Source organism: Chryseobacterium panacisoli (assembly GCF_008274625.1).
Lineage (GTDB): Bacteria > Bacteroidota > Bacteroidia > Flavobacteriales > Weeksellaceae > Chryseobacterium > Chryseobacterium panacisoli.
In genome coordinates, this window is sequence record NZ_VTRU01000001.1 from 1,482,276 (window position 1) to 1,496,541 (window position 14,266).

Annotated in this window: 9 protein-coding genes; 1 reads left to right on the forward strand and 8 read right to left on the reverse strand. The window is 37.4% G+C overall.

The genetic code is table 11. The annotated features are described in order from the left end of the window. Nucleotides 1–83 precede the first annotated feature (83 nt). Together adhP and FW781_RS06595 are read right to left on the reverse strand one after the other, a co-directional pair. Nucleotides 84–1,118, reverse strand: a complete 1,035-nt coding sequence (gene adhP / locus FW781_RS06590) for an alcohol dehydrogenase AdhP (protein WP_149386681.1) — start codon at nucleotides 1,116–1,118, stop codon at nucleotides 84–86. A 206-nt stretch (nucleotides 1,119–1,324) separates the two neighbouring features. Next, on the reverse strand, nucleotides 1,325–2,854 hold the full coding sequence (locus tag FW781_RS06595) for an aldehyde dehydrogenase family protein (RefSeq protein ID WP_149386682.1): 1,530 nt from the start codon (nucleotides 2,852–2,854) through the stop codon (nucleotides 1,325–1,327). Between the two features lie 182 nt (nucleotides 2,855–3,036). Here FW781_RS06595 and FW781_RS06600 point away from each other — a divergent pair, with 182 nt between their 5' ends. Beyond that, nucleotides 3,037–3,960 carry an AraC family transcriptional regulator gene (locus FW781_RS06600; protein WP_149386683.1) on the forward strand — a complete coding sequence of 308 codons (924 nt, stop codon included), beginning with the start codon at nucleotides 3,037–3,039 and terminating at the stop codon, nucleotides 3,958–3,960. Nucleotides 3,961–4,033: 73 nt separating this feature from the next. Here the strand turns inward: FW781_RS06600 and FW781_RS06605 are convergent, their stop codons facing one another. From FW781_RS06605 to FW781_RS06630, 6 genes are all read right to left on the reverse strand, one after another. Then, the gene (locus FW781_RS06605) at nucleotides 4,034–5,494 is read right to left on the reverse strand and encodes a RagB/SusD family nutrient uptake outer membrane protein (RefSeq protein ID WP_149386684.1); all 1,461 of its coding nucleotides are present in this window, start codon (nucleotides 5,492–5,494) and stop codon (nucleotides 4,034–4,036) included. Between the two features lie 14 nt (nucleotides 5,495–5,508). Continuing rightward, complete coding sequence (locus FW781_RS06610; RefSeq protein ID WP_149386685.1) at nucleotides 5,509–8,304, reverse strand: SusC/RagA family TonB-linked outer membrane protein; 2,796 nt, start codon at nucleotides 8,302–8,304, stop codon at nucleotides 5,509–5,511. A 618-nt stretch (nucleotides 8,305–8,922) separates the two neighbouring features. Continuing rightward, a complete protein-coding gene (locus tag FW781_RS06615; RefSeq protein WP_149386686.1) occupies nucleotides 8,923–10,251 on the reverse strand; it encodes a hydroxymethylglutaryl-CoA synthase family protein in 1,329 nt (442 codons plus the stop codon). Between the two features lie 167 nt (nucleotides 10,252–10,418). Continuing rightward, entirely contained in the window at nucleotides 10,419–12,929 is a 2,511-nt protein-coding gene (locus FW781_RS06620) for a M1 family metallopeptidase (protein ID WP_149386687.1), read from the reverse strand. A gap of 24 nt (nucleotides 12,930–12,953) precedes the next feature. Further along, on the reverse strand, nucleotides 12,954–13,172 hold the full coding sequence (locus FW781_RS06625) for a hypothetical protein (RefSeq protein WP_149386688.1): 219 nt from the start codon (nucleotides 13,170–13,172) through the stop codon (nucleotides 12,954–12,956). A 229-nt stretch (nucleotides 13,173–13,401) separates the two neighbouring features. Then, nucleotides 13,402–14,196, reverse strand: a complete 795-nt coding sequence (locus FW781_RS06630; protein WP_149386689.1) for a thymidylate synthase — start codon at nucleotides 14,194–14,196, stop codon at nucleotides 13,402–13,404. Nucleotides 14,197–14,266 lie beyond the last annotated feature (70 nt).

Sequence of the window (14,266 nt, forward strand, 5' to 3'; positions counted from 1 at the left end):
TTTTATTCTAGCTTATGGCAAACCTTATTATTAAAAAAGATCCCGGCAAGTAATTCTAACCGGGATCAGCAACACATCATCAATTAATTTGAACCGGCAATATCCAAAACGATTCTGCCGTCTATCTGTCCTTTTTTCATTTTATCGAATACCTCATTGATATCTTCAAGTTTTGCAGAAGTCACTGTAGCTTTTACCAATCCTTCATTGGCAAAATCCAATGCTTCCTGCAAATCTTTTCGCGTTCCTACAATAGACCCTCTCACCGTAATTCTTTTCAAAACCGTTTCAAAAATCGGCAGTTCAAAAGAGCCGGGAGGGAGGCCGTTCAGAGCAATAGTACCTTTTCTTCTCAAAACATCTATTCCCTGTTTGAAAGCAATAGGTGAAACAGCCGTAATCAGCGCACCATGCATCCCGCCGACTTCTTTATCCAAATATTCTCCGGGATCAGTATTTTTTGCATTGACAACCAGATCTGCACCTAATTTTTTTGCCAGTTCAAGCTTGTCATCTGCAACATCAATGGCTGCGACATGCATTCCCATTGCTTTGGCATACTGAACTGCTACATGTCCCAACCCACCGATGCCTGAAATGGCTACCCATTCTCCAGGTTTCGTTTCTGTTTCCTTCAATCCTTTATAAACAGTTACTCCGGCACATAAAATAGGAGCAATTTCCAAAAAGTTAACATCAGACTTCAAATGACCTACGTATCTTGAATCTGCAATAACGTATTCTGCAAAACCGCCATCTACACTGTAGCCACCGTTTTTCTGTGCTTCACAAAGGGTTTCCCATCCTGTGATACAGTAGTCACAACAGCCACAAGCACTGTACAGCCACGGAACTCCTACCGCATCACCTTCTTTTACAAAAGCCTCAGGTCCGCAAGCTACAACAATACCTACCCCTTCATGTCCTGGAATAAGAGGCATCTTAGGTTTTGCAGGCCAATCACCATCTACAGCATGCAAGTCTGTATGACAAACCCCGCAGGCAATTACTTTAACGAGGACTTCATATCTTCCGGGTTCTCTTACGGGTACTTCTTCAATTTTCAGAGGCTGGCCGTAGCCCTGAACTACTGCCGCTTTCATTGTTTTTGGAATCATATTTTATTTTTTGGTTTGAGTTATTGGGCTATTAGTTTTTATCTCCAAATCTGAACATGTAATTCCTCTGCGTGAGGGATAGTAAGGGCGGCGAGGAACGAGCCGGTGCGGAATACAATGCAGCACCGAAACGAAGTGCAGCCCTGCATAGCCCGACCGTTTTGCCCTGGAAAAAGCCAAGGCAATCGGGCACGTCCTAAATAATATTAAAAGAAACCTAGCTTATTCTTGTTATAAGAAATCAGCATGTTTTTGGTTTGGCGGTAATGATCGAGCATCATTTTATGATTTTCTCTTCCGATTCCTGACTGTTTGTATCCTCCGAAAGGCGCTCCTGCAGGGTAAGAGTGATATTGGTTTACCCATACTCTTCCGGCTTCTATCTGACGGGGAATATTATACAGCTGGTGAGCATCTCTTGTCCAAACGCCTGCACCAAGACCGTAGATGGTATCATTGGCAATTTTCACCGCATCTTCTTCATCTTTGAAGGTGGTAAACGCCAGCACCGGACCGAAAATTTCTTCCTGGAAGATTCTCATTCTGTTGTTTCCTTTGAAAATCGTCGGCTGAATGTAGTATCCGTCTTCCAGATCTTCACCAAGGTGGTTTACTTCTCCTCCTACCAGAACTTCAGCTCCTTCTTCTATTCCCAGCTGGATATAGGAAAGGATTTTATCTTTCTGAATTTTTGAAGCCTGTGCTCCCATCATCACGGTTTTATCCAGAGGATTTCCTACTTTGATGGCTTTTACTCTTTCGATTACCTTTTCAATAAAAGCATCTGCAATATCTTCCTGAACGAGTAATCTTGAAGGGCATGTACAAATTTCTCCCTGGTTAAGGGCAAAAAGAACGGCTCCTTCTATCGCTTTATCTAAAAACTCGTCATCGGCATCCATTACAGAATTGAAGAAAACATTCGGTGATTTCCCACCCAATTCCAAGGTCACAGGAATGATATTTTCTGTTGCGTACTGCATCACGAGACGTCCTGTAGCGGTAGACCCTGTAAATGCGGCTTTTGCCACTTTCGGATTGGTCACCAGAGCTCTTCCAAGTTCTGCTCCAAATCCGTTGACAATATTGATAACCCCAGCTGGTAAAAGATCTCCAATAAGTTCCATCAAAACCATGATGGAAACGGGGGTACTTTCTGCGGGTTTCAAAACCACACAGTTTCCTGCAGCCAATGCCGGAGCCAGTTTCCAAACCGCCATGAGTATCGGGAAATTCCATGGGATGATTTGTGCGATTACTCCAAGGGGCTCGTGAACGATCAGCGATACGCTATCTTTATCCAGTTCGTTATGAGATCCTTCATCGGCACGGATAACAGAGGCGAAATATCTGAAATGGTCAATCGCCAAAGGTAAATCCGCAGCCAATGTTTCTCTCACTGCTTTTCCGTTATCTATGGTTTCTACGGTAGCAAGATATTCCAGATTCTGCTCTATTCTGTCGGCAATTTTATTCAGGATAATACTTCTTTCCGTAGAGGAAGTGTTTTTCCAGGTGCGGAATGCTTTTTCTGCGGCGTCTACAGCCAGTTCCAAATCTTCTTTGGAAGAATGGGCAACCTGAGTGAAGTTCTTGCCATCCACGGGCGAGACTACATCAAAATACTGCCCTTTAACAGGTGGCGTGAATTTCCCGTCAATATAGTTATCATATCTGCTTTTAAATTCCGGACGCTGTAAAAGCGTTGTTGATCTTGGTTCTGTAATAGTGCTCATATTAGTCTTGTTTTTATTTTTCGATAAAGCCAAATTACAGTGACATGCCCAAAAGAGTATAGCACAATCCTATAAAAAAAGTGTAAAATAGTGCAAAGGGTTCAATTTTAGTATTTTATTAACAGCAACGTACTTCCAAATTCTCTATATTTGAGTTACCTCCTTTTCAAAAAAATTTAGAAATGAATAACAATAGTAAGATTTTATTAAATACTCCTGAATTACGTAAGGAAAGCCAACTATTGAGTCTTGTTGAACACCAGACGAAATTCAATCTAAACAATTGTGAATTCAGTATTTATGAAACTCATAAGACTGCTTTCGATGTAAAACTTCATTTTGAAAATATTGCATTTACAGCGATGCTGAGAGGTAAGAAACATATGAAACTGGATAATAAGACCAGTTATTTTGATTATTATCCGGGGGAAAGTATTCTGGTAGCCCCGGGGGAAACCATGGTGATTGATTTTCCTGAGGCGGATGAAACCCCTACCCAATGTATTTCTTTAAGTCTTAATCCTGATTTTATAGAAGATTCTCTGAATTATCTCAATTATCACCTTCCAAAAGTGGATGAAACTTCGCAATGGAACATTCAGCTGGAGGAATATTTTCTGTTTAATAATAAAGCTTTGGCTTCCGCGACCAATAATATTATGAGAATTGCCATGGATGATAATTCACAAAAGGATATCATGGCTGATTTTGCACTGAAAGAGCTTCTGATAAGACTAATGCAGACCCAGGCAAGAGGTATGGTAGAAAAAAATATTGTTAAAAATAAATCCAGAATAGGTTTTGTAGTAGATTATATTAAAAGAAACCTACACCAGAAATTGTCTATTGACAGTATCGCGAAGCTGGCCTATGTAAGCAAGTCAAATTTCTTCAAAATGTTCAAAGACGAACTGGGAACTTCCCCTAATGATTTTATTTTGCAGGAAAGGATCACCCGTGCGAAAGAATTATTAGCCAGCCAGACAAGCATTAAAGAAACAGCTTTTCAAACTGGGTTTTCAGATACAAATTATTTTACAAGAGTATTTAAACAATTGGAGGGAGTAACTCCGAAAAGTTATCAGGACAAAATGGTTCTGAGATAATCTATTTACAAATTTATATAAAAAAGAGCCCCATTTCTGGGACTCTTCTTAAAAAATATATTAAAATTAGATCTTAATACTTGTCATTCTGCTTAATATTCGGGTTTGCCTGAATAGCAGAAATAGGAATTGGCCATTGCCATTTGAAGCTTCCAACCGGAAGATTCTGTGCTACAGGAGGTGTACCTGTACCATCAAAAAGATCTCCTTTACCTGATCTCTGAACAGGAAGACCTAGTCTCTTTAATGTATACCATCTGTCATTTTCAAATGCAAGCTCCAGTCTTCTTTCTTTCAGGATAGCATCTAAAAGTGCCTGTCCTGTTTCTGTACCAGGAGTAAATGTAGTATATCTTTCAGCTCTCAGTTTATTTAACAAAACTAATGCCTGCGCACCATTACCTGTTCTGTAATAGGCTTCAGCAACGTTTAGCAACACTTCAGCTCCTCTTAAATATCTTACCGGAACGATATTAGATGGCAAACCAGTAATACCAGCATATTTTGTAACATGATTATACTTTTGTTTGCTATAGATATCTGTAGTAAAATAAGCAGATTTTCTTACATCATTATCTGTATAGGCAGTATATAGGTCATAATCTACAACAAATTCTGATCTTAACGCTGGAACAGCCTGATTGTAAGCAACTCCTACTGTGTTTTGCTCAGCTGCGGAATTTGATACCTGGAATAAAACGCCATCATTAATATCTCCTTCTTTTTCTTTCCAAATCTTATAAAAATTAGATTTTAGAGTAACGCTGGAAGAAATTCCCAATGCCAGTTCACCATATTTGATTGTGTTAGCATAGTCTCCTCTGTAAAGATTTACTCTTGACAATAATCCATATATTGCAGCCTTGCTCAATCTTCCTTTATCCAAATCATTTTGAGTAATATTATCAGCAGCAAATAATAAATCTGCTATAACTTTATCATATACCTGATCAACGGTAAGATTTCTGGATGATGTATTATTTAGAGGAGAATATGTCTCTGAATAATAAATTCCGATTGTATTTTTAGCTTCTGCAGATTGAGTTGGGATTTGGGAATATGCTCTTACAATATCAAAGTGAGCTATTGCTCTTAATGCTCTTGCTTCAGCTTCCAAATTTGTTTTCTGTGTTCCGGACAATACTCCGTTATTGATATATTTCAAAACAAAGTTAGCTCTGCTGATTACAAGGTAAGCAGCAGTATACAATCCTGTTGTTTGTGAATTATCTGATGAAAATTCAAAGTTCGAAGCAGCAAAATTGGTATTTCTTCCTGTAGTTGTACGAACAAGGTTATCAGTGGTAAGATCACCCATGATAAGCTGATTTCCCGTATCACTAGTATAATACCCGGCTCCTTTAAGAGCTGTATAGGCACCATCCATAGCTTGTCTGAAGGTCTCAGGTCTGGTCATTGCCTGCTCCTGATCTTCATTGATTGACGAGATTTGATCTAGATTTCTGTCGCAAGACGTTAACGAAACAAAGATGGTTAACGCAGCTAAACTTATTTTTATTATATTCTTTTTCATAAAGCTATTCAATATTAAAATTCTAATTGCAGTCCTACCAAGATTGTTCTTACAGCAGGGTAAGTATAAAGGTTATATGCTCCCGGAACAAACAATGCTGTAGATTCACCAGATCCTACTGAAACTTCAGGTTCTCCGTGGAATTTAGTCACTGTAAATAAATTCTGTCCCTGTACGTATGCTCTAAGCTTATTGATAGGTGATTTGTCTCCTAAGAATGCTTTATCAAATGTATATCCTAATGTAAGTGATCTTAATCTTAGGTAATCTGATTTTTCAATCCACTGATCAGAATCACGCATACCGTTTGAGTCAACTTTCTGGAATACTCCTGTGTCTCCAGGATTTTGCCAAACCTGAGCAGCAGCCTGAGCCATATTTCTACCTGCAACAGCCAAAGTCGGGTCAACAGCAGCCATGTACATGTTGTTATAAGTATATCCACCTAACTTGAATGTGAAATCTGCACTGAAATCAAGTCCTTTGTACTGAACTGTAGTTCCGAATCCACCAAAACTTTTTGGGAATGGAGATTTATCAGTAATAGGAACTGCATTTGATGCGCTGTAAACATCTGTAACGTTTCCTGCCTTATCATAATACAATGCTTTTCCATTACTTGGATCTACTCCAGCAAATCTAACATTATAAAATACATATGGAGTTTCTCCTACTTTCATATAAGTATCTCCTAAGTTTCTTTCAGTCTGCCCGTCTGCTAACTTATCAAGAATTGATTTCTGGAAAGATATATTAGCATGTAAATTCCATTGGAAATCTTTCTTTTTGATTACATCTACGCTAAGCTCAACTTCAAGACCTTTCTGAGACATATCTCCCGCATTGATATACTGATAGTATCCTCCTTCCTGCTTGTCCAAAGGTACAAGCTGTACGAAATCTTTTCTCTTATTCTTATATACTTCTACGGATCCACGAACTCTTCTGTTCCACATCGTGAAATCTACCCCTAAATTGGTGATCGCATTAGACTCCCATTTAAGATTGCTGTTACCAATGATATAATAACCTTGCGAAGATGTACCAGGATATGAAGTACCGTTAGCTCCATATAAACCATAACTGATATTATTAACGTTATAGTAGTCTGGTAAAGTACCGTCGTTACCTGTTGTACCGTAAGATCCTCTAAGCTTTAAATCATTAATAAATCTACCTTTCATGAAATCTTCCTTCGCAATATTCCAGGCAGCACTTGCAGACCAGAAAACACCACTTTGGTTATTGGCACCAAATCTTGATGAAGCATCTCTTCTCAATGATCCTGTTACCAAATATCTACCTTCATAATCATAGTTTAGTAAACCTGCTAAACTGAATAAAGTATTTCTTACCTTAACCCCAGTAAATGTATTTCTGTCAGAAGGAGTTGTGATAGAAGGAACATTGATTACCGGAGATTTCAATCCGTAAGCTCCACCGTTCATTGTTTCGTTGTAGTTATCGTTATATTCGATAAATCCTAAGAAATCAAAGTTGTGGCTTCCGTATGATTTTTTATAGTTAATGGAGTTGTTCCAAGTATAATTAAACGTGTAGAATGAATTTTTGTTCAATGAACCTGTAGGAACTTTGTTCACTGTAATATCCAGGTTTGAACCTTTTTTCAACCACTGAGTTCCCATGTACCAATCGAAAAGTCCGTTGAAGTTTGTTTTAAACTTCAGACCATCGATAATTTTGTATTCAGCGAATAAAGTTACCGGAATTCTCAGTCTCTGATCATCTAATCTGTAATTACGGATTTGTTCAACAACGTTGGAACCCGCTCTCATTGTTTGATTATAACTTCCATCCGGGTTATAAACCGGCTCATATGGAGCATATTTATACATTGCTCCAAATGGGTTCTGAGTATTGTTTCTATCTCTGAAATTCTGAGTTTCCTGATACTGAACACCAAGGTTAATACCAACATTCAGTTTTTCACTCAGTTTATTTGTAAATCCAAAGTTACCTGTATATCTCTTAAGTCCGTCGATATCTCTGATAATCCCATTATCAGAATCATATCCTAAAGAGTAATAGAAAGTACTTTCTCTGGAACCTCCTTGTGCACTAAATAGGTAAGACTGAATGCTTGAAGGTTTTAACAGGTCCTTTTGCCAATTGTGATCATAAACAGCAAGTGCATCAATTTCCTGTTGAGTTCTTGGTTTAAATCCAAGGTAACCTAATTGATTCTGGAAATCCATCAATTCCCTAGAATTCATCATCGTGTAATTTTTGTCTCTCAACTTTTCACTGAAACCAAACTTAGTTTCAAATGAGTAGTGAGTTTTCCCAGCTTTTCCGGCTTTAGTAGTTACCACTACTACTCCATTTGCTCCTCTCGCACCATACTGTGCTGTAGCAGCAGCATCTTTAAGAATTGAAATAGACTCTACGTCTGCAGGGTTGATTGCACTAAACTGTCTTGCAGTCATATACATACCATTTACTACATAAGTAGGCTCTGAAGAACCACCAACACCGGCAATACCTCTTACCTGAATGGTAGCAGCAGCACCTGGCTGCCCGGTAGTACTTTGTACAAATACCCCTGAAGCTCTACCCTGTAAAGAGTTACCGATAGATGTTGTAGGAGAGTTTCTTCTGATTTCATCACCACCAACAACAGCCTGAGCCTGGGTAATTTCATCTGCTTTTTTCTTCTGGTATCCAGTAACGATTACTTCATCGATCTTATTCTCCTTCAGAACAGAATCATTCTTAGATTTTTGTGCAAAAGCAGTTTGTCCTAAAAAAAACAAAGCTCCAGCACTTAATACATGTAACTTCACATTCATATTAACAGATTTTAATATATTCAAGGGACAAATATGTCGATAAATATCTATAACATCAATTCGTCAAACGTTGAAAACAGGCTTCCAGAAAGGAGATATTCACATTCAAAATAAAAAAATGATAGAGAATCATTTTAATTGTATTTAAAAAATTAACAAAAAATAAGTCAATTCAAACATTAACGGAATTTTAATAAATTTTAAAATTAAAATCAATTTAAACTTATTTAAAATAAATAGTTAAAAAAATAAATACAAAATATCACTATCGACGAAAATAATAAAACAAATGAATTTTTAATTGTATTGAAAATGGAGAAAAAAACACCTTATTTTCTTAAATTTTACATAAAAAAGGTACTTTAAAAGGCAGTCAACCCCTATTTCAAGACGGGGTTATTCGGATTAAAATAAAAAACCGTTAATATATTATATAGATAATTCGGTTAAAACCAGTAAAATTTTCCGTGATAATACATGTAATTTATTAACCATTTCTCTCTTAAAATTAAAAATAATTCAACCTCATAAATTTTGAAAACATTCCCAGTTTTACATTTATAAAAAAAATAAAGCACCCCAAAATAGAGGTGCTTTATATGATAAATCATGATAATCTTATTGATGATAACTGTAATATCTCGCTCCGACTAAAACCGGATTTTCCGTTTCAATAGAAACAAGCCCAAAACCTTTATATTCAATGTTTACAGATTCTTTAAGTTGCTTTCTGTGAAGTTTCTCATAAGTATTAAAGTCCACAGCGGTTCTTTGATTCAAATTTTCAAATAAGTTCCATTTCTCCACTACATTCTTCCAGTTTCCGGATATTTTTCCGGCAAAAACTTTTGATTTTGAACCGCTTCCATAGCCTATAAAACCAATTTCTTTCCCAGATAAGTCTTCATTTTCATTAAAAGAGGTTTGTAATGCAGAAAGAAATGCCATAAAGACAGAAGCTGTGTACATATTTCCTATTTCGGAAGAAGCTCTTTGGGTCTTTTCTATTTTATTACCGATTAATTTTAAATAGTCTTCAGATTTTGCAACAGCTTTCTGTTCCTCTGCTGTTTCGTAGGACAGACCATTCTCAAGGCTGTAGATTTCTGTAAAAACTCTTTTTCCATGAAAGGCATACGGAAGATGAAAAATAATATATTTCCAGTTTTCATAAGGTTTTTCCTGTCCGGTTATTTCTTTGTAATGCTGGTAAGCTTCTTTTATTCTGTCCTGATAGCATTGGTTAGAATATTGCCCGTCAAAAACAGGCTCATCCGTAAAAATTTCAATTTTTTCAGGATATGTTTCCGGAGCACCCTTCAGGTCTTCTTTATTATATGTCCTTCTCGGCTTGAAAAAATCAAAGACACTTTCTGAAGCTACTCCCCAGTTATTTTCAATTTCAAGAAGGTCCGGCTGTGAAGAAATCAAAAGAGCTACTGCTCCTCCTCCCTGTGTATATTCTCCTGAAGAAGCCAATTCATATTTAGCATAATCACTGGCAATCACGACTGCTTTTTGATCAGGATTCACCCTTACAAAATCCAACGCATTATGCAGTGCATCTACTCCTCCTACACAGGCAAAAGTCATATCAAGCACATCACAATTTCTGAAACATCTTGCTCCAAATTCTTTTTCCAACACCTGTTCTACCATCTGAACTGCATAAGATGCTGTAGGCTTTGCCGCATCCACTGCACTTTCTGTTCCCAGATATACTCTTACTATTTCCTTAGGATTAATATGATAATCTTGTATAAGCTTCAGTAATGCTTCTGCGGCAAAAGTTGCTGCATCTTCGTGAACATCAGAAAGTCCCATTTTATGAAGACCTAAGCCTTTTTCCAATTTCGCTGGTTCTATTCCTCTTTTTTCTGCCAGATCCTTAATTTCCAAATATAAACCAGGCACATAATAGCCCGCTGCCTCAATTCCAAAACTCATAATTGTCTAAATTTTAAACGAATTTATGAAAGATACTGCAAAAAACAGTGGTAAAAAATACTGATTTTTGTAATATTATTAAAATCTAACCCGCCTTATCCTATATTTCTATCAATGAGCATTCAGGCATGATAAAAGAAAGCCGGCAGATCTGCCGGCTTTATCTATTATTTATAGTTTTCAATTGCTTTATTCATCACATCAATCTGCCTGTTAATGCTTGCCGCATTTTGTGGATTCTGTTTCAGCAGTTCCATTTTTTTACTCAAGCCATCTTTCAGCATCTGAACCATCATCATTTTAGCCTGTGGATTATCAGCCATCTGGTTTTTGGCATATCCCGCTACTTTGGTAATACTTTCTGTTGCCCTAAGGTTATCTGAAGTCATAATCCAGTTGAAACCGTCTTCTGCTGCTTTTCCCAATTCCGGATTCTGGAATTTAATAAATGGATAGAAAGCAGCAAGAGGAGCTATATTCTCTATCTGAGAAGTAATTCTGTTCTTTACAATAATCGGAAGCAACTGAGCCTGCAGTGCATCTGATGCTCCTTTCATATCAATTTTATCCGCCAGATTATTTGCTCTTGACGGATCAATAGAAAGAAGTGCACTCATCGAACTTCCTTTAACAGCATTTGAAACAGCGCTGATTCCTTTTTCAAATAATGGAAGGTATTTTTTATCTTTTGTTTTTCCTAAAGCAGTAATAGCCGCAGCCTGCGTTAATGTTTTAGGATCATTAGAAGCCAGTTTTTCAACTTCAGTGCCTAGCGCCTTCATCTGCTCAGGATTAGTAAGATCTATTAAGTTCAAAGCCTTTATTCTTACTCTGAAGAAAGGATCTTTCAATGCTGCTGCCAATAATTTTACTGCGGCAGAGCTTTTTCCAGCCTGATCTTTGATCCCGGTCAATGCCAGATACCTGCTCTTAAACTCCTTAGAGTTTGTAAACTGCATCAGATTCTGTTCAGGGGTTTTGGTTTCTGTAATATCTGCCAGTAAAACTCCGTCAGCATTGATATTAACAAGATCAGGAGTCTTGGAAACATCAAAACTAAATGTATTTTTTGTCTCTGCATTTACCCAGACATTGTATCTTTTAGGTTTGCCGTTGTCATATACATCTATAGCCAGAGGAAATTCAAATGGCTTTTCCTGAGTTTGATTAATGGTTACTGCAACCTGTTTTTTCACAGGCTCAAATGTAAATGAGTAATTAAGTTTCGGGTTTCCGCTTCCAAAATACCACTGATTGAAGAACCAGTTTAAATCTTTACCGGAAACTTTTTCAAAAGACAGCCTTAGCTGATGTGCTTCAGCATTCTGATATTCGTTGGTTTTAAGATAGTCGTTCATTCCTGCAAAGAAAGCATCGTCTCCAAGATAATTTCTCAGCATATTTAAAATCCCACCTCCTTTCTGGTAGGTTACCAGATCAAAAACATCTTCACGGGATTCATAATTGAACCTTACCAGATTCTTATTAAAGTCGGATGGGTTGTGAAGGTAGTTATTCACATCGGTCATCAGGTGATAATCTGCCTGATCTTTTCCGTATTTATATTCATTCCAAAGGTATTCGGAATAGTTGGCGAAGGATTCGTTAACAGTAAGATTGCTCCAGCTTTCTGCTGTAACAAGATCTCCAAACCAGTGATGGAACAATTCGTGTGCAATGGTATCTTCCCATGTATTTTCATCAATAAGCTGACCGGGCTTCTGAAGGATATCACTCCCATGAAGTGTGGCAGTGGTATTTTCCATGGCTCCGCTTACATAATCTCTTCCGGAAATCTGAGCATATTTTGCCCATGGATAATCATAGTTCAGTTTTTTGGAGAAAAAGTCGATCATTTCAGGAGTATTTCCGTAGATCTGCTTAGCATATGGCTCGTATTCTTTTTCGATATAGTAATCAACCGGGATATTTTTCCATTTGTCTTTTACGATGGCATATTCTCCTACTCCCATAAAGAAAAGATAGGTAGAGTGTCTTTTATCCATCACCCAGTGATCTGTCCTAAGCCCGTTGGATTCTTTTTTAGATTCTTTCAACAGCCCGTTGGAAAGGGTTACATATTTATCAGGAACCGTCATATAGATTTCCTGTGTTGTCTTTTGGTTGGGTTTGTCAATAGTCGGAAACCATGCAGAAGAAGATTCTGTTTCTCCCTGTGTCCAGATCTGTGTAGGCATATCGGGATCTGTTCCCTGCGGATTGATGAAGTAAAGTCCTTTTGCATCGTTGATGGCCATACTTCCTTCCTGTTTTACCTCATTCGGACGGGATGTGTATTTGATGTATACCGTATACTCCTGGTTTTTCTGGTATGTTTTATCAAGGCTGATTTTCAGAACATCATTTTTGTAATCATATTTCAAAGGAGATTTCTTCCCGTTATTATCAAGAGCTACTTCATGAATCAGCATTCCTTTTGCATCAAGCGTAAGTTCATTTGCAGCATAAAAATAAGGTGAGGCAGTAAGCCATTCTTCCCCGTTCATCTGTTCTTTCTGATAATCGAAATTTACTTTCAGCTTTGTATGTTTAAGTTCCGTCACCTTGGCAGGAGTCGCTCTGTATACTTTTTCTCTTCCTGAAGTTTCGGTTTGTGCTGATACATTGGCGGAAAATAAAATCCCGAGTATAGCAATTGATAAAATGGCCTTTCTCATCTGTCTACATTATTATTTTTAGAATTATTTTTTAATGATTATATCGAAGATATCATTGACTAAGGTTTCGTAGTCCCCTTTTTTAAGCTGTTCTTTGGTTTTTGCAAAGGCTTTTTTGAGCTCGCTTTCCGGATTTTCGTCATCCACTATTTCTGCTGAAGCAACTCCTTTCAATTGAAGTATAGCATTTTTCAACACTTCAATGTCTGCATTTTCTTCAATATTTATTTTTAAATACTTCATGATTTATTTTTAAGCATTTGAAATTTATGATCTGTAACCCAGTCATCCACTCTTTTTTCATAAGGATTAAATGAGTCTGAGTTGTTCTTTCAAATTTAAGAAACAATTGCTAAAGAAAGTGTACTAAAGGATTTATATTCTGATTTCCCGACGAATGGGCACAGATAAACCCATCTATTCATGCTAAAGTAATAGATGTAAATAAAAAAATTAAAGTGATATAAGAATATTAAATAGCCACAGGAGCTTTGATTCCCGGATGCGGATCATAATTTTCCAGGCTGAAGTCTTCAAAATCAAAATCAAAAATATCTTTAACTTCCGGATTCAGCTTCATCGTCGGAAGTGCTCTCGGCTCCCGTCCCAGCTGTCTGTTTACCTGCTCGAAGTGATTATTGTAGATATGAACATCTCCAAAACTGTGAACATAATCTCCGACTTCAAGATCACAAACCTGTGCTACCATCATCAACAGTAAAGCGTAGCTTGCAATATTGAAAGGTACTCCAAGGAAAACATCAGCACTTCTCTGATACAGCTGTAAAGAAAGTTTACCATCTGCTACATAAAACTGGAACAAAGCATGGCAAGGAGCCAAAGCCATATTCGGTATTTCCGCAACATTCCAGGCAGAAACAATCAGCCTTCTGGAATCCGGGTTCTTTTTAATCTGGTCAATTACTTCTGTGATCTGATCTACAACTTTTCCGTCTGCACCACTCCAGCTTCTCCACTGTGCTCCGTAAACCGGTCCCAAATCTCCATTTTCATTAGCCCATTCATCCCAGATGCTTACTCCGTTATCTTTAAGGTACTTGATATTGGTATCTCCTTTCAAAAACCAAAGCAGCTCATAAATAATAGATTTCAAATGCACTTTTTTTGTCGTTACCAAAGGAAATCCTTTAGACAGATCATATCTCAGCTGATACCCGAAAACACTTCTTGTTCCAGTGCCTGTTCTGTCGGTTTTATCAGTTCCGTTATCTAAAATATGCTGTAAAAGGTCCAGGTAGTTTTGCATTTTGAATGAGATTTTAAGTTCCAAATTTAGTAAAAACCATCAAAAAAAGCACTCATTTTTATGAATGCTT